Origin of the sequence: Streptococcus sp. FSL W7-1342, assembly GCF_037966635.1 — a bacterium.
Taxonomy (GTDB): Bacteria; Bacillota; Bacilli; order Lactobacillales; family Streptococcaceae; genus Streptococcus; species Streptococcus salivarius_D.
Map to the genome: position 1 here is coordinate 1,619,703 of NZ_CP150200.1, position 16,446 is coordinate 1,636,148.

The 16,446-nt window shown below is 43.1% G+C and carries 15 protein-coding genes and 2 pseudogenes; 6 read left to right on the plus strand and 11 right to left on the minus strand.

What is annotated here, in order from left to right:
- Positions 1-56: 56 nt before the first annotated feature.
- The 8 genes from NSQ79_RS07410 to NSQ79_RS07445 form a co-directional block, all read right to left on the minus strand.
- Positions 57-1,193, minus strand: a complete 1,137-nt coding sequence (locus NSQ79_RS07410; protein WP_138261726.1) for an amidohydrolase — start codon at positions 1,191-1,193, stop codon at positions 57-59.
- 246 nt (positions 1,194-1,439) lie between these two features.
- Positions 1,440-2,159, minus strand: a complete 720-nt coding sequence (locus tag NSQ79_RS07415) for a pseudouridine synthase (RefSeq protein ID WP_138261727.1) — start codon at positions 2,157-2,159, stop codon at positions 1,440-1,442.
- A gap of 129 nt (positions 2,160-2,288) precedes the next feature.
- Positions 2,289-2,972 (minus strand): VIT family protein, encoded by a 684-nt coding sequence (locus NSQ79_RS07420; protein ID WP_002890291.1) that lies wholly within the window; start codon positions 2,970-2,972, stop codon positions 2,289-2,291.
- A gap of 90 nt (positions 2,973-3,062) precedes the next feature.
- The gene (locus NSQ79_RS07425) at positions 3,063-3,833 is read right to left on the minus strand and encodes a nucleoside phosphorylase (protein ID WP_138261728.1); all 771 of its coding nucleotides are present in this window, start codon (positions 3,831-3,833) and stop codon (positions 3,063-3,065) included.
- A gap of 78 nt (positions 3,834-3,911) precedes the next feature.
- Entirely contained in the window at positions 3,912-4,406 is a 495-nt protein-coding gene (locus NSQ79_RS07430) for a DUF6773 family protein (RefSeq protein ID WP_138261729.1), read from the minus strand.
- Between the two features lie 13 nt (positions 4,407-4,419).
- A complete protein-coding gene (locus tag NSQ79_RS07435) occupies positions 4,420-4,617 on the minus strand; it encodes a helix-turn-helix transcriptional regulator (RefSeq protein ID WP_004182985.1) in 198 nt (65 codons plus the stop codon).
- A gap of 178 nt (positions 4,618-4,795) precedes the next feature.
- Positions 4,796-5,779 (minus strand): rhodanese-related sulfurtransferase, encoded by a 984-nt coding sequence (locus tag NSQ79_RS07440; RefSeq protein ID WP_155213925.1) that lies wholly within the window; start codon positions 5,777-5,779, stop codon positions 4,796-4,798.
- Positions 5,780-5,968: 189 nt separating this feature from the next.
- A complete protein-coding gene (locus tag NSQ79_RS07445; RefSeq protein ID WP_060971296.1) occupies positions 5,969-6,670 on the minus strand; it encodes a glucosamine-6-phosphate deaminase in 702 nt (233 codons plus the stop codon).
- 151 nt (positions 6,671-6,821) lie between these two features.
- Between NSQ79_RS07445 and queA the strand changes: the two genes are divergently transcribed.
- A complete protein-coding gene (queA, locus tag NSQ79_RS07450; RefSeq protein ID WP_045771918.1) occupies positions 6,822-7,865 on the plus strand; it encodes a tRNA preQ1(34) S-adenosylmethionine ribosyltransferase-isomerase QueA in 1,044 nt (347 codons plus the stop codon).
- Between the two features lie 96 nt (positions 7,866-7,961).
- On the opposite strand, the gene NSQ79_RS07455 is transcribed toward queA, so the two are convergent.
- The 3 genes and pseudogenes from NSQ79_RS07455 to NSQ79_RS07465 all read right to left on the minus strand — a co-directional run.
- Complete coding sequence (locus NSQ79_RS07455; protein ID WP_070847542.1) at positions 7,962-9,749, minus strand: ABC transporter ATP-binding protein; 1,788 nt, start codon at positions 9,747-9,749, stop codon at positions 7,962-7,964.
- A gap of 12 nt (positions 9,750-9,761) precedes the next feature.
- On the minus strand, positions 9,762-11,498 hold the full coding sequence (locus tag NSQ79_RS07460; RefSeq protein WP_164332265.1) for an ABC transporter ATP-binding protein: 1,737 nt from the start codon (positions 11,496-11,498) through the stop codon (positions 9,762-9,764).
- A gap of 234 nt (positions 11,499-11,732) precedes the next feature.
- Positions 11,733-11,888 (minus strand): annotated as a pseudogene (locus NSQ79_RS07465) (recombinase XerS); the annotation flags it as partial.
- A gap of 221 nt (positions 11,889-12,109) precedes the next feature.
- Between NSQ79_RS07465 and NSQ79_RS07470 the strand changes: the two are divergent.
- The 5 genes and pseudogenes from NSQ79_RS07470 to NSQ79_RS07490 all read left to right on the plus strand — a co-directional run.
- Positions 12,110-12,526 (plus strand): annotated as a pseudogene (locus tag NSQ79_RS07470) (cyanophycin synthetase); the annotation flags it as partial.
- A 109-nt stretch (positions 12,527-12,635) separates the two neighbouring features.
- Entirely contained in the window at positions 12,636-13,418 is a 783-nt protein-coding gene (locus NSQ79_RS07475; RefSeq protein WP_111686648.1) for an ABC transporter ATP-binding protein, read from the plus strand.
- An 18-nt stretch (positions 13,419-13,436) separates the two neighbouring features.
- On the plus strand, positions 13,437-14,378 hold the full coding sequence (locus NSQ79_RS07480) for an ABC transporter substrate-binding protein (protein WP_111686649.1): 942 nt from the start codon (positions 13,437-13,439) through the stop codon (positions 14,376-14,378).
- 10 nt (positions 14,379-14,388) lie between these two features.
- Positions 14,389-15,408, plus strand: a complete 1,020-nt coding sequence (locus NSQ79_RS07485) for an iron ABC transporter permease (protein WP_111686650.1) — start codon at positions 14,389-14,391, stop codon at positions 15,406-15,408.
- Complete coding sequence (locus NSQ79_RS07490; RefSeq protein ID WP_111686651.1) at positions 15,405-16,415, plus strand: iron ABC transporter permease; 1,011 nt, start codon at positions 15,405-15,407, stop codon at positions 16,413-16,415. The genes NSQ79_RS07485 and NSQ79_RS07490 overlap by 4 nt, the downstream gene beginning before the upstream one ends.
- Positions 16,416-16,446: the final 31 nt, after the last annotated feature.

Genomic DNA, 16,446 nt, shown 5'->3' on the forward strand with positions numbered 1-16,446 from the left:
TTCTTCGACAGGTTTTTCATTACTGGTAATACCGATTAAGGGAATGGTCATTTTTCTTACTCCTTAAAATAGTCAAGTAGGAAGAGGGCGTTTTCCACATAGTAATTAACAGCTACTGGCAAGGCCTCATCTTTCACAAGGAAATCATCATGGTGCCAGTCTGGTGCATTCTCTTCGCCATTAGAGCCAACAAAGGCAAAGACTCCTGGTATTTCCTTTTGATAAGCCGCAAAGTCTTCGCCCCCTGTTGATGGCAAGGTTTCAATCACTTCTGCGAAGGCCTTAGAATTTTCAAAGATGAGAGGTGTGAGTGTCTGGTCATTGTAGGTCACGTAAGGCGAATTGCCCCAAGTGATGTCAACTTGAGCACCAAACTGGTCTGCTGTCGCCTGAACGACCTTTTCAAAACGAGCAATGACATCTTCACGAACCTTAGGCTCAAAGGTACGAATCGTTCCTTCAAAAAAACCTGCTGCTGGAAGAACATTCCAAGTATTTCCAACTTCGATATGAGTAACTGACAATACTGCTGATTCAAAGGGCGATACTGTACGAGCCACAATCTGCTGTAAATTGTTGATGATAGTCGTAATGACCAAGACCGTATCAACACCCAAATCAGGACGGGCCGCATGGGAAGAAACACCCTTAACATCAACCCTAAACTGCTCCACACCAGCCATGATAGCACCCGAACGAAGACCAATCTGACCCGGTTTCAAGTGAGGATTATTGTGATAACCGATGATAGCTGACACACCGTCAAGACCACCCGCTTCAATGACCTGATAGGCCCCTTGGAAGTTTTCCTCGGCTGGTTGGAAAATCAATCGAACGGTCCCCTTAAGCCCTGCTTCTCTTTCTTTTAAAAGCTGAGCGGCTCCAAGTAGAGAGGTTTGGTGAAAATCATGACCACAAGCATGCATAGCCCCATTGTCGCTGGCATAAGGAAGTCCTGTCTTTTCCTTAATCGGTAGGGCATCAATATCAGCACGCAAAGCAATAATCGGATGACCTGACCCAATCTCAGCGATGAGTCCCGTCTTCAAGGGATAATTTAAAGGCTCAATACCTAGATTTTTCAAATAACCTTTCAAAAAGACTGTCGTCTCATGCTCCTCTTCAGAAACCTCTGGATGTTGGTGAATCTGATGACGTATCTTTGCTAAATGTTCATAAAATGCTTCTGTCATAATGAACCTCCCTCTCTGATTAGACCTGCTCATTGCCCTGACTTACTTAAGTTCTCAATCGAATTGATACCATCATACCACCAGAAATAAGGCTTGAAAAATTAAAAAAACTTATAGAATGTCATAAGTTTTACTTATACCCCTAGAAAAGACCGTTGTTATGGGCCTTACAGTATTAAGCCTAGTGATAGGATGGACCTATCAGGAGATTGAAAGTTCCTATCATACCTTAATAAGAAGAAATGACTAGCCCAAATAAGTACGCAAAATCACTTTTTCCGCTTCCGTTAACGCTCGATAGGAACCTACTGCTATCTCTTCATCAAGCTTAAACGCTCCAAAAGAAATCCGCTTAAGATAGGTCACCTTGACTCCATAAGCCAAAAACATCTTTTTCACTTGATGAAACTTCCCTTCCGAAATCGTAATGTGAGCACAACTCTTGTTACGCGCAGAACTTAGAATTTCTAGCTGAGCAGATTTACAAACAGTACCATCCTCAAAGACAACACCTGACTCAAAAAATGAAGGTGCATCAGGCCCAAGAATATCATTGACCTCAACATAATAAGTCTTAGCTACATGATAGCGGGGGTGAAGCATGGCAAAGCCCAGAGGCCCATTGTTGGTAATCAGCACCAAACCCTCCGTGTCTCTATCCAATCGGCCCACAGGATAAAGACCGTCTCGCTGATCTTCAGGCTTAATCAAATCAATGACTGTTTGGTGTTTCTTGTCCTTTCGAGCTGACACTACACCTGCTGGCTTATTCATGAGATAGTAAACTTCTGGCGTATGCTCCAGTTCCTTACCAGAAACCGTGATGGTTTGAAGACTAGCATCCACATTAAGATTATCTCTATCCGCCAAGACACCATCTACATAAACTTGACGACTACGAATGAGCTTCTTAACCTGATTGCGGGAACCATAGCCTGCCTGTCCTAATAATTTGTCTAAACGCATAACCTTATTGTACCACGGATAAGCCTGGTCTAGCAGACTAAAAAAGGAGGACATAAGAAAGGTATCAAAAGAACTCTGGATGAAACAAAAAGTCTACCTTAAAAGATAGACTTATCACATTATTAACACTTACACATTTACATGGAAGATATGCCCGACCAAGAAGGTCACAAGCATGGTCAAGAGTCCTACTGTCAAGTTACGCAACATCGCTTGCTTAACAGGTGCTTTTCCGAGCTTGGCACTGATATAACCAGTCAAGAGCAAGGTAAGGGCAACCACGACCACTGTTACAGGAATACGGTAAGGCTCAGGGAACAGCATAATAGCTAGGGCTGGTGGCAAGGAACCAACTGAAAAGGCCAGGAAACTAGAGACAGCAGCATGCCATGGATTCGTAATTTCATCTAAATCCACCCCATATTTTTCCTCAACTAAGACCTTAATCGGATTCTTATTGAAGGCTTGATTAACCTTAACTTCAGCTGCCGTTTCACAATCCCCCTGACTGAGGAAGGTTTGATACAAACTCTCTCTAGCTGCCTCAGGAGAGCGGTCCAAGAGGGCTTGTTCCTTAGCGATAGCAGCTTCTTCAGTATCTTTTTGCGTTGACACACTGACATATTCGCCACCTGCCATCGAAAAGGCACCAGCAAAAATCGCTGATAAAGCAGAAATCAAGATGAACCAGATGTTTGATGTCGCACTGGCCACACCGATAACCACTCCTGCAATGGAAATGATGCCATCATTGGCACCCAAAACACCAGCTCTCAAAATATTTAAGCGTTCTGCAAAATTCTTATCTTCCAATTCTCTTACTCCTTATTTAGAATGATTCTAAAAAGTATTATAGCAGTTATTTAGAATGATTACAAATAAGAAGTTTGAAAAGTAGAATTTTTAAGGTTTACTCCAGTCACATGCAAACTCCAAAGCTAATAAAGCCACCTTGTCCTTTTCATCCAAGTCCATATGATTCATCAGGTTACGAGCGTCCCAATTACCTTCAGAAAGGTGATCCGCAGCATAGAAGAAGTGGCAGACCTCAACACCTCTAAACTTTGCTAAAGCTGCAACTGCAGAGCACTCCATATCCACACAAATGGCCCTTGCTACCTTTCGAGCTTTGAGTTTAGCACTCGTCTCACGGTAAATACCATCAGTTGTCCAGACCTTGCCTTCCTTATGAGGAATCTGACGCTCATTGAGATAGGAACGAAAACAAGCTAACACACCCACATTTACCGCAATCTCATTGCTAGCTTCCACATAGTGAAAACTCGTTCCTTCATCTCTAAGAGCATGACTAGGGATAATAATAGAAGTCTCTTTAATATCTTCATCAAGCACCCCACAAGTCCCAAAGAGCACCAGTTTATCAGTTCCCAAAGCAAAAATATCCTCTAAAATAGCCACACAGGCAGAGGCACCTACAGGTGCATTAAAAAGAGCCAACTCCTGCTCATCAATAACAAGCTTATATATCGGAATAGCCACATTCGCCATGGACGTTTCATAGATAAGTTCATGAGGAAACATCTCAAGCATTCGTTGAAAGGTCGAACGAGAAAAACAGGATACAGCTATTTTAGGAAACCCCTCAAGAGGCTCATTCAAGTCCTCGGGATTGATAATCGCTTGTCTATTATCATCAAATTCAGTTAGTAGCATACGTGACCTCCTTAGTTTTAGGACCCATTATAATACAAAAAAATCAGACCAAAAAGAACGGTCTGATTCTCTCACTATCTATTCTTCATTTTCCAAATCGTCCAGCTGTTTTTCAAGACGTCTTCTCTCATATCTTCCCAATGCAGCAATAGCCCAATTCATAAAAAAGACAAAGGGAGCATACAACATATAAGTAACTGCCCAAGCCATGAGATATCTAGGATCCAAGGGATTATTATGATAGACATTGTGGTATGACTGATAGTTAACTATCATTATTTTAAGGATGATAAGCCCAGTCACCAGTAAACAACCTAGGACTGTCATACTCGAACCTCCAAAAGCACTTACAGCAAGACGTTCAGCTCTATAAACAGACCAAACCCATGCAATTAATATTGGAAAAATTAAGTAATTAGAAGTGATGACACCATTGTTAAAGAGGGAGCCATAAAGTAAGCATACAAGCGTCCCTGCAATCATTATGTAATAGCATTCGGCAGCAACTTTATTAGTTAGAGCTTCTTCGCGTTCATCTGTAACCTCATTATTAATCAGTTTGAATTTCATCATCTTTACTTCCTTCCTAATTCTCCCAAAACAGTTGATCCAAGGTCCTGTCCAGTGTCTTGCAAATGGCAATGCATAAGGCTAGGCTGGGATTGTACTTTCCGGCTTCAATCAAACCTATGGTTTGTCTTGTTGCACCTACCGCTTCTGCCAAGTCACCCTGGGTCATATCATGCTCTGCTCGAGCTGCTTTTAAGCGTAAATTCTTTGCCACATGCCCCCTCCTTTTCATCTTATCTGATATTATCGTCGACATTGATTAGGTTCACCATCTGTTTTCATCTTAATTATACACTATATATTTCTAATTGCAATATATATATGTCATTATTTTAGAAATAAATTGCAAAATAAAAAGCCGAGATCCCTCTCAGCTTCTTCACTATTTAAACTTAAGCAGGTGTTACATCCAAGCTTTCACCAATTGCCGCAAGACGTTCGACAACTTCTTCTTGGCTCAAACCATTTTCAGAGACATAACGGTTGCGTGGGTGAACACGGCATTCATGTGAGCAGCCACGGAGGTATTTATCTTCATTTTCCTCTGAAGCAAGGATACGACGGTTACAGAATGGGTTACCGCAGTTAACATAGCGTTCGCAAGGCGTCCCATCGAACCAGTCCTTACCGACAACGACAGGATCTACATGGTTGATGTCAACGGCAATACGCTCGTCAAAGACATACATCTTACCATCCCAAAGCTCTCCTTGAACCTCTGGATCTTTACCGTAAGTCGCGATACCACCGTGCAATTGACCAACATCTTTGTAGCCTTCACGGACCATCCAACCTGAGAATTTCTCACAGCGGACTCCACCAGTACAGTACACAACCACGCGCTTGTCCATGAACTCTTCTTTATGGTCGCGGATCCATTGTGGCAATTCACGGAAGTTGCGAATATCTGGACGAATGGCTCCACGGAAGTGACCAAGGTCATACTCATAGTCGTTACGTGTATCGAGGACAACAGTGTCCTCATCTAGAAGGGTGTCTTTAAACTCTTTTGGTGACAAGTAGGCACCTGTTGTTTCAAGCGGATTGATGTCGCTGTCAAAGTTATCGTCCTCTAAACCAAGGTGAACGATTTCCTTCTTGTAACGCACAAACATCTTCTTGAAGGCTTGCTCTTCTTCCTCATCAATCTTGAACCAAAGGTCCTCCATCCCTGGAAGGCTGTGAACGTAGTCCATGTATTTTTGAGTAGTTTCATAGTCACCAGAAACCGTTCCATTGATTCCCTCGTCGGCGACCAAGATGCGTCCTTTCAGACCGATTGACTTACAGAAAGCCAAGTGGTCAGCCGCAAATTGCTCAGCGTTTTCGATGGGAAGGTATTTATAATAAAGCAATACTCGAATAGGTTTTGCCATTGTATATCCTCTTTCTTTATGAAATATCTATATCTGTTGTTTGATAGTCAAAGTCAACTTAACTATTATAGCGCTATCAAAGAGGGCTAGGCAATTGATTTGCTTGGAAGTGACTTTTCACAAAAGAAAAAGGCTGAGTGTCAAATGGCTCAACCTGAGTTTCGTAAGATTGTTTTTCAAAAGATAGTATTACAATTTCGCAGCGGCTGCCTCATCTAAGATAAGAGTCACATCTGGATGATTTTGCAAGACACTAGCTGGGACTTCCTCCGTCACAGGACCCTTGACCATTTTGAAAATGGCATCTGCCTTCTTGTCACCATAGGCAAACAAGATAATCTTCTTAGCAGCCATAATGGAAGCAATTCCCATTGAAATAGCCTTCGTAGGGACTTGGTCACGACTGGCAAAGAAACGGCTATTGGCTTCAATGGTGCTGTCCGTCAAGTCGACCACATGAGTTTGACTATCAAAAGGTGTACCTGGCTCATTAAAGCCAATATGCCCATTACTTCCGATTCCTAGGATTTGCAAATCAATGGCATGTTGTGCCAAGACGTCATCATAATCCTTAGCCGCCTGCTCCAAGTCCTCAGCCATACCGTCAGGCAAGAAGCTCTCCTTAAATGGCTTGGCATCAAAGAGTTGAGCCTTCATAAAGGCATGATAGCTCTGCTCATGGTCTGGTGCTAGTCCGACGTACTCATCCAAATTGACACTATAAAGCTCCGAAAAATCCACGTCGCTTTCAACCATCTCTTGGTAAAGAGCGATAGGTGAACTACCTGTCGCCAAGCCCAAGGTTTGAGCACCTGCTGCAAGGCTCTCTTTAAGAAGATCAAAGGCAACTTGTCCTCCCTCAACTTGATTCTTAACTAAAATCTTTTTCATTCTATTCACCTCGATATTGGTATATACCATTTTTCTTTATTATCTCTTTTTTTAACCTTTTTGTCAAGCGCTTTCACTCAACTCCTTTAATGACTGTCATCCTATATCGTGCTATAATAAAAAGGCTGAAAATTTTTAAACGAGGAAAGAAATGAATACAAACGATTTTGATTTTGAACTACCAGAGGAACTGATTGCCCAAACCCCATTGGAACAACGTGATGCCTCTAAACTCTTGGTCATTGATCCTGTAACCAAGGAAATGACTGATACCCACTTCGACCACATCATTGACCAGCTTAACCCTGGCGATGCCTTGGTCATGAACAATACGCGCGTGCTTCCTGCCCGCCTCTATGGTGAAAAGCCTGATACCCACGGCCATGTGGAATTTCTCCTTTTGAAAAATACCCAAGGGGATCAATGGGAAGTTTTAGCCAAACCAGCCAAACGCCTTAAAGTAGGTGCTAAAGTCAGTTTTGGTGATGGCCGTTTGACTGCCACTGTTACTGAGGAACTAGATCACGGTGGACGAATCGTAGAATTTAACTACGACGGTATCTTCCTTGAGGTTTTGGAAAGCTTGGGTGAGATGCCATTGCCACCTTATATCCATGAAAAATTGGAAGACCGCGACCGTTACCAAACAGTCTATGCCAAGGAAAATGGCTCTGCCGCTGCTCCAACAGCTGGCCTCCATTTCACTCCTGAATTACTTCAAAAGATTGAAGCTAAAGGCGTAAAATTGGTCTACCTCACCCTTCACGTTGGACTGGGAACCTTCCGACCTGTTTCTGTCGATAATGTCGACGAACATGAGATGCACTCAGAATTTTACACCCTCAGCCAAGACTCTGCCGATACCCTCAATAGTGTCAAAGCCGCTGGAGGACGCATCATTGCAGTGGGAACAACCTCTATCCGAACACTGGAAACCATCGGCAATAAATACGATGGTCAACTCCAAGCCGACTCAGGATGGACCAATATCTTTATCAAACCAGGCTACCAATTCACAGTCGTAGATGCCTTCTCAACCAACTTCCACCTTCCAAAATCAACCTTGGTGATGTTGGTTTCAGCCTTTGCTGGCCGTGAATTCGTCCTTGATGCCTATAAACACGCCGTCCAAGAGCGCTACCGCTTCTTCAGTTTCGGAGATGCCATGTTCGTCACACGACGTGCTGAGAAATAATATTGATTTTGAGACTTTTCCCTATAGGAGAAGTCTCTTTTATTGATCTCCACATTCAGAAAAAATCCACCAGTTATGAACTGATGGATTTTTTGTTTATTTCTCCGCAAACTGGCTATTATACAAGTCGTAATAGAAACCTTTGTCTGCAAGGAGGGATTCATGGTTTCCTTGTTCGATGATTTGACCATCTTTAAGGACCAAAATCTTGTCTGCTTCTTGGATAGTTGACAGACGGTGGGCAATGACAAAGCTTGTTCGACCTTGCATAAGGGTCTTCATGGCTTTTTGAATCAGGAGTTCCAGACGGGTATCAACCGATGAGGTTGCCTCGTCCAAAATCAAGATTTTAGGATCAGCCAAAAGCGCACGCGCAATGGTCAAAAGTTGCTTTTGTCCTAGTGAGATGTTACTTGATTCCTGGTTCATTTCCATGTTGTAACCACCAGGTAGTGTACGGATAAAATGGTCCACATTGGCTGCCTTAGCGGCTTCAACAATTTCTTCGTCAGTTGCCTCAAGATTACCAAAGCGAAGATTTTCCTTGATAGTTCCTTCAAAGAGCCAAGCATCCTGAAGCACCATACCAAACTGCTTACGATAATCCTGACGAGACAGGTTACGGATATCATGACCGTCAACCGAGATAGACCCGGCAGTCACATCATAGAAACGCATGAGAAGGTTGATAATCGTTGATTTTCCGGCACCGGTAGGACCGACAATGGCCACCATTTCACCAGGATTAACCTCAAGATTAAAGTCACGAATCAAAGGTTTATCAGCCACATACTGGAAGTCCACATGCTTAAAGCTAACTTGGCCAGTCAAATCTCCCTCTAGCACTTCAGTAGCATCATTAGCCTCGTCTGGTTCATCCATGAGTTGGAAAATACGGTCTAAAGAGGATTTAGCACTCTGCAATTGCCCAGCCAACTGAGTCAAGTTCTGAATAGGTTGGTTAATCTGCCAAACGTACTGAACAAAGGCCTGCATATTACCAATCGTCAAGTGACCAGCCAAGACTTGCAAACCACCTAGAACAGCAACAATGAGATAGGTCAAGTCAGATAAACCGTTAAGAACCGGCATCATAAGTCCTGAAATGAAATTAGCCTTAAAGCCTACCTTCTGAAGGTCTTCCGTGATTTCTTTAAAATCATCCAAGGATTTATCCTCACGCCCAAAAAGCTTAAGCACATTGAAGCCAGTCAGATTTTCCTGAACAAAACCATTAAGAGTACCTAGAGCATCAGCCTGCTGTTTAAAGTAGGGCTGAGACTTACTCATGATATAGCGGGCACCAAAGAATGTAATCGGAATAGTGATGACAACTATAGCTCCCAATTGAAGATTAAGGTAAAGTACTGTTCCAATAACCAAGGCTAGAGTAAAGACGGCATTAACAACCTGCAAGAATGACTGCTGCAAGGCATTAGATACTGTCTCGACGTCACTGGTAAAGCGTCCCAAGAGGTCACCAAACTGGTGCTTATCAAAGTATGACACTGAGGTACGATTGATTTTCTCAGTCATCTCATTTCGCATATCTTGAACCGTTGCTTGCACAGCATTGGTCATGAAATAGTTGGAATAGTAGGCGGCCAACTCATAAATAAGACCACGCAAGAGATAAACAACGAGAACCAAACCAACATAGGAGACGTTGATATGAGCACCTTCCACACCTTTGATGATGGCCAGCGTATTTTTAGTCAACTCGGTAATAGCTAAACCAATGACTACGGGTTCAAGGACACTCATGATGACACTAACAATTTTCAGGAAAATGGCTAGGTAAAGTGGGAAACGATAAGCCTGCAAGTAGGACCAAAGGCGGCCAAAACTTGAGGAATGATTTGTTTTCTTTTTATTATTCTTCATTTCGACCTCCTTCTAGTCTTCTGTAAGACTCTTTTGATTCAATTGAGAATTAGCAATTTCACGGTAAATCTCATTGCTTTCCATAAGCTCTTCGTGACGGCCACGACCAACGATTTCACCCTTATCAAGAACGATAATCTGGTCTGCATCCATGATAGTACCCACACGTTGAGCCACAATCAAGACTGTCGCATCCTGGGTCACTTCTTTCAGACGACGACGCAAGGTTGCATCAGTCTTGTAGTCCAAGGCAGAGAAGGAATCATCAAAGATGTAAAGGTCAGGACGTTTAACAACTGCACGTGCAATTGACAAACGCTGCTTCTGTCCCCCAGAAAGGTTGCTACCACCCTCAGCCAAGTGAGAGTCATAGCGTTCTTCCTTACTTTCGATGAATTCCTTAGCCTGAGCGACATCCGTAGCTTGATTCAATTCTTCATGACTGGCATTTTCCTTACCATAACGGATATTTTCACCGATGGTTCCTGTAAAGAGCAGGGCCTTTTGTGGAATAAAGCCAATCTTACGACGCAGAGCCTTCAGATTATAGTCACGGACATCCACACCATCAACAAGAATGCGTCCAAGTGTCACATCATAAAAGCGTGGAATCAACTGCACAAGTGATGATTTTCCTGAACCCGTAGATCCAATAAAGGCAATGGTTTCACCTGGTTTAGCCTTGAAAGAAATATTGTGTAGGACAGGACTTTCAGTTTCACCAGGATAAGCAAAGGTCACATTGTCAAACTCCAAATATCCCTTAGTCTCAGTCTCTGTCACCCCATCTTCATTTGGATTGATAGAAATAGGCATGTCCATAATTTCCTGCAGACGCTCACTAGATACCGCCGTACGAGGATACATGGTAAAGAGGTTGGCTAGGAAAAGGAAAGACAATAGCGCATGGAAACTGTACTCAATAAAGGCAACCAAATCCCCGATTGCCAAAGTCCCAGAACCTAATGGCTCAAGGGCAAACCAAACAATAGCCACAATCATGGCGATGATGATTTGCACAAAAAGTGGCTCAGTCAAACCAGTTAATTTAAAGAGCTTGTTTGAATTATCCGCATAGACAGCATTTTGAGAAGCAAACTTCTTCTCTTGAAAATCTTCTCTAGCGAAAGCTCGGATGACACGAAGTCCAGTTAGATTTTCACGAGCGTACTGGTTAATCTTGTCGAGAGTTGCCTGTTGCTTCTCAGAAAGCGGACGTGTTTTTACCGCTACATACCAGACTACTACGGCTAGGAAAGGCAAGGAAATTGCCACAATCCAAGCCAAAGACGGACTTGTCGTCAAAATTAAGAAGACACTGGAAACCATCATCAGAGGAGTAATGACACCCATCTTAAGAATCTGTTCTGCAAATTGCATGAGAACAAAAGCATCAGATGTAATACGAGTTACCAAAGAGGATACGCCAATCTGCTCGTACTCATGGTGGGAATACTCCTGAAGCTTAGCGTAAATGTCATTACGCATGACCTGCACCATTGTGGTCGTCAATTTACTAACCGCATAGGACAAGAGCACACGACCAACAATCCCAGTCAAGACCACACCGAACATGACCCAAGCATAGGTATAAAGCTTGTCAGCATCTCCACGGTTAATCCCCTCATCAATCATTTTGGCAAGAACCGTCGGCAGACCTAAGTTAGCAATAACAAATAAAATAGCCGCCGTAAAATTCATTGCTAGCCACTTAGGATAACGCCTAAGATAAGACCAAATATAAGCCATAAATTTCTCCTTTTCTTTTTTGCATTTACCATGCCTTTAGGATTTTTATAGTTATTTACAACTACTAAAGCCGAAAAAGGCACAGAAAAAGGGCGTGACAAGCACGCACATTACCTACATTCTAACAAATGAAAATATTAAAAGCAATAGAAAAAACCAGAGCTGATGCCCTGGTTTCTACCTATCATAATCTGCGTATCGTGTGGTTTCACTCAATTTCTCATGAACGCTAATCAACCATTCAAAAAATCTTCTATATTCTTTTAAGTACTCATACAATGTCTTATAGCTATATGGAATAACGAGCTTTGCTTGATAATATTCCTTAACATACCAAGGCATAATCTCAAGCAACTCGTTTATATTTTTCATTAGTGTTTCTTGTTTCATATTAGCCTCAAATCTAACAATTTTCTTGTTAGCAGTAGTTTATCATAGCTAACATGTGTATTCAACAAATACCTGTTTTCCGAATAGTTGTTTTAATTGGTAATACTTTTCTCAAATTGTAACTATCTAGCTGGAGTTTTTTCTAAGCTTTTAGTTATATGCGAAAAAAGATATTGTATTAAATATGCCAGTTATAAAATTTTGTAATGCTTCCATTCTTCTTTATCGACTATGCGCATAACGGTGACAGTCTTGAGAAACTCCTCTCCGTTGTCGAGCCTCATCAAGCGGGGAATATCACGCTGATTATCGGAGCAATGGGCAATAAAGGCGAGAGCAGACGTAAGGACTTTGGCAAGGTCATCAGCCAACATCCTCGTATCTCTCCTATCCTCACCACTGACGACCCAAATTTTGAGGATCCAAGTGCTATCTGCACTGAAATTGCTAAGCATATCAATCGCCCAGCCACGATTATTGTCGATCGGGCGCTATCTATCAAAACTGCGCTCTCTAAGACCAAAACTAGTGATGACGCTGTCATTATCGCTGAAAAAGGTGCTGACGCTTTCCAATTAGTAAACGGCGAGCGCACCGCTTACGCAGGAGACCGAGCTATTGCCAGCCAGTTTCTGTAAACGGCTTATTTATAACGATTCCAATATACACGAAACCCTTAAAAGAGACTTAATTAAGTCTCTTTTCTATGTTATAATGCAGTTACAGTCAAACAGAAAGGAGGTCAGTATGTCACAGATTTCAGCTGAACATATCTCGGTTGCTTATGAGGATAAAGTGATTTTAAAGGATTTATCCCTTGATTTGCTTGACGGCAATATCACGACTATCATCGGCAGCAACGGTTGTGGCAAGTCAACGCTTTTAAAAGCACTGACTCGCATTCAAGCGATTAAGAGCGGACAGATTTTGATTGATGGGGAGACTATCGCAAAACTTTCCACCAAGGAAGTCGCCAAAAAAATCGCTCTCTTGCCACAGGTGTTAGAAGCAACAGAAGGTATTTCAGTTTATGAATTGGTCTCGTATGGGCGCTTTCCACACCAAAAGTATCTAGGCAACTTAACCAGCTTTGACCGTGATAAGATTCACTGGGCGATGGAAGTGACCAGGGTCACACCTTACGCCAATCTCGATGTGGATAGCTTATCTGGCGGGCAACGCCAGCGTGTCTGGATTGCTATGGCTCTTGCTCAAGATACGGATACCATTTTTTTAGATGAGCCTACGACTTATCTGGATATGAATCACCAACTGGAAATCCTAGAGCTCCTCTATCGCCTCAATCAGGAAAACCATAAGACCATCATCATGGTTCTGCATGATTTGAACCTTGCTGCACGCTTTTCCGATTGCCTCGTCGCTATGAAAGACGGCGAAATCAAGTACCAAGGAAGTGCAGAAGAAATTATGACAGATGCTATTCTAAAAGACATCTTTCATATCAAAGCGCAAATCGTTACAGACCCTATCTTTAATCGTCCTACGCTACTGTCTTATCAGTTATTATAGATTTTACGGAGAAACCCTATGAAAAAAATCGCCTCATGGCTCACACTGTTACTAGCTGCACTTGTTTTAGTCGCTTGTGGCAATCAAAGTAAAACAAGTACAAGCTCAAGCGAAATCTCTAGCATGCCAAAAATTTCTGGCTTTACCTATCACGGAGATATTCCTAAAAATCCTAAAAAAGTCGTCAACTTTGCCTACTCCTACACTGGCTATCTCCTAGAATTGGGTGTCAATGTCAACAGTTATTCGCTGGATTTGGAAAAAAATAGCCCTGTCTTTGGGGATGACCTCAAAAAAGCTAAGGCTGTGCAGCTTACTTCAGACGATACCGAGGCTATCGCTACGCAAAAGCCTGACTTGATTATCGCTTTTTCAACAGACCAAAACCTTGAATCCCTCAAAAAAATCGCACCTGTCCTTGAAATCAAGTATGGCGAGCGCAACTATTTACAAATGCTAACAGACCTTGGAAAAGTCTTTGGCAAAGAAGATAAAGCCAAAGCTTGGCTAGCTCAGTGGAAAAAATCTGTCGCTAAAGCCAAAAAAGAACTGGCTAACTACATCTCACCAACATCAACCTTTACCGTCATGGACTTTTACGACAAGAATCTCTACCTCTACGGTAACAACTGGGGACGTGGGGGAGAGTTGATTTACGATGCCCTTGGCTATCAAGCTCCTGAAAAGGTCAAAGAAGATGTCTTTAAGCCAGGCTGGCTAGGTATTTCACAAGAAGTTATCGGAGACTACATTGGCGACTATGCTCTTTTAAATGTCGACAGAAAAACCAGCCAAGCAGCTGCTAGTCTAAAAGAAAGCGACGTCTGGAAAAATGTCCCTGCTGTCAAGGCTGGGCATATCTTAGAGGTATCTGAAGGCACTTTCTACTTCTCAGACCCACTATCTCTTGACGCTCAATTAAAAGCCTTTGTGTCTGACATCAAGAAAATGGACAAGTAGAGGATTTTCTATGACGACATCACCTTTGCGTCACAAAACAAAGCCAAGTCACCTTTGGCTTGTTTTTTTCATCACGCTCACTCTTTTTCTCTTTGGCTGGTATGTTAGCTTACGCTTTGGAGCGGTTTCTTACAGTAATCAGACACTTCTAGAGGTGGCAAAACATCCGCTGACAAACTCTAGTGCGCAAGATGTCATCTTTGATTTGCGTTTGCCACGCTCTCTTTCTGCCATTCTCGTTGGCGCTAGTATGGCGCAAGCAGGCGCTATCATCCAAGGCGTCACACGTAATCCCATCGCTGACCCTGGGCTTTTAGGAATCAATGCTGGCGCTGGGCTGGCTTTGATTTTAGCTTATGCTATCTTTGGTAGCCTACACTACACCAGCGTTTTACTGGCTTGCCTTATGGGGTCACTGCTTGCTGCTCTCTTGGTTTTTGGGCTTTCTTACCACAGGCAAAGAGGCTACAGCCAGCTGCGCCTTATCCTTGCAGGTGCCATGGTGTCCACACTCTTTTCAGCAATTGGACAAGCTGTCACACTTTATTTTGACCTCTCAACGGCCATTATCGGCTGGCAAGCTGGGGGACTGGCACAGACCAACTGGAAAATGCTTGCCATCATTGCTCCTATTCTCATCATTGGTCTGCTGCTCGCTCAAATCCTTAGTCATCAGCTGACCATCCTTAGCCTCAATGAAACAGTCGCAAAAGCTCTGGGACAGCGCACTCTTCTGACGACTCTATCGCTTTTAGTTGTTGTTTTGATATTGTCTAGCGGAGCCGTGGCTTTGGTGGGGACCATTTCCTTTGTAGGGCTCATTATCCCACACTTTGTCCGACTGTTTGCAGGCAAGAACTACAAACTGCTTCTGCCTCTGACAGCTTTTCTGGGTGCGACCTTTATGCTCTGGGTGGATGTGATTGCTAGAGTCATCCATCCGCCAGCTGAAACGCCAATCAGTGCTATTATAAGCCTTGTTGGTTTGCCTTGCTTCTTGTGGTTGATTAGAAAGGGGAAAAGTCTATGATGACACGTCAAAGACTCATCACGTCCTATCTTGTTTTGACAGGTCTTTTGGGGCTTTCTATTCTCCTATCGCTATCTATGGGTTATGCTAGGTCGTCTTTTCTTGATGTGATTGACCTCATCCTAGGACAATCCAGCTCTGCCATGACCTTTATCATGACGACCATCCGTTTGCCAAGAATTATCGCCTGTCTCTTTGGCGGCGCTTCTCTTGCTATTTCTGGCATGTTGTTGCAGACACTGACTAAAAATCCTCTCGCTGACTCGGGTATCCTAGGCATCAATACAGGCGCTGGTTTTATGATTGCTCTTGTGATTGGCTATCTGAATATAACTAGCGCAAGCGCCATTAGTTTGCTTCCTTTTATGGCTATGCTTGGCGGGATTGCTACCATTGCTACTGTCTATCTCATGGCAAGAAAGAAAAATCATGGCATAAGTCCCACTCGCTTGATTGTCACTGGTGTCGGTGTCTCGACCATGCTCTCTGGTGTCATGGTCTCTATCACAAGCACCCTCTCCCCTGACAAGATGGACTATATCATCTCCTTTCTCAGCGGTAAGGTGAGTGGAGCTACTTGGGAAAATATATCTCTCTTTGCGCCTATCTTTGTCCTTTTATGGATCATCACTTATAGCCGTAGTCGCTATCTCAACATCATGGCGCTCAATGAACAGACAGCTCTTGCCCTAGGACTTGACCTCAAGCGTGAGCGCTTGATAACCATCATCCTATCCACAGCCCTTGCTGCGCTTAGTGTGGTCATGATTGGCAATATCACTTTTGTCGGCTTGGTAGCTGGGCATATCACACGGCGCTTTATGGGCGGTGATCACCGTATCATCTTGCCTTTTGGTATGATGACTGGCATGATACTTCTTCTCGTCGCAGATACTATCGGACGGGTGCTTTTGGTTGGCTCTGGCATTCCGACAGGGCTTATCGTCTCTTGTATCGGCGCCCCTTACTTTTTATGGCTCATGTCAAAGACAAAGGAAAATAGCTAGGACTTGTGTCCCAGCTATTTTTAAATCCCTT

Excerpts from the sequence above, each read along its gene's own strand:
- queA (WP_045771918.1), top strand. The coding sequence starts at position 6,822 with ATGAATACAAACGATTTTGATTTTGAACTACCAGAGGAACTGATTGCC.
- NSQ79_RS07475 (WP_111686648.1), top strand. The coding sequence starts at position 12,636 with ATGTCACAGATTTCAGCTGAACATATCTCGGTTGCTTATGAGGATAAA.
- NSQ79_RS07430 (WP_138261729.1), bottom strand. The coding sequence starts at position 4,406 with ATGATGAAATTCAAACTGATTAATAATGAGGTTACAGATGAACGCGAA.
- NSQ79_RS07415 (WP_138261727.1), bottom strand. The coding sequence starts at position 2,159 with ATGCGTTTAGACAAATTATTAGGACAGGCAGGCTATGGTTCCCGCAAT.
- NSQ79_RS07480 (WP_111686649.1), top strand. The coding sequence starts at position 13,437 with ATGAAAAAAATCGCCTCATGGCTCACACTGTTACTAGCTGCACTTGTT.
- NSQ79_RS07485 (WP_111686650.1), top strand. The coding sequence starts at position 14,389 with ATGACGACATCACCTTTGCGTCACAAAACAAAGCCAAGTCACCTTTGG.
- NSQ79_RS07410 (WP_138261726.1), bottom strand. The coding sequence starts at position 1,193 with ATGACAGAAGCATTTTATGAACATTTAGCAAAGATACGTCATCAGATT.
- NSQ79_RS07460 (WP_164332265.1), bottom strand. The coding sequence starts at position 11,498 with ATGGCTTATATTTGGTCTTATCTTAGGCGTTATCCTAAGTGGCTAGCA.
- NSQ79_RS07445 (WP_060971296.1), bottom strand. The coding sequence starts at position 6,670 with ATGAAAAAGATTTTAGTTAAGAATCAAGTTGAGGGAGGACAAGTTGCC.
- NSQ79_RS07490 (WP_111686651.1), top strand. The coding sequence starts at position 15,405 with ATGATGACACGTCAAAGACTCATCACGTCCTATCTTGTTTTGACAGGT.
- NSQ79_RS07425 (WP_138261728.1), bottom strand. The coding sequence starts at position 3,833 with ATGCTACTAACTGAATTTGATGATAATAGACAAGCGATTATCAATCCC.
- NSQ79_RS07440 (WP_155213925.1), bottom strand. The coding sequence starts at position 5,779 with ATGGCAAAACCTATTCGAGTATTGCTTTATTATAAATACCTTCCCATC.
- NSQ79_RS07455 (WP_070847542.1), bottom strand. The coding sequence starts at position 9,749 with ATGAAGAATAATAAAAAGAAAACAAATCATTCCTCAAGTTTTGGCCGC.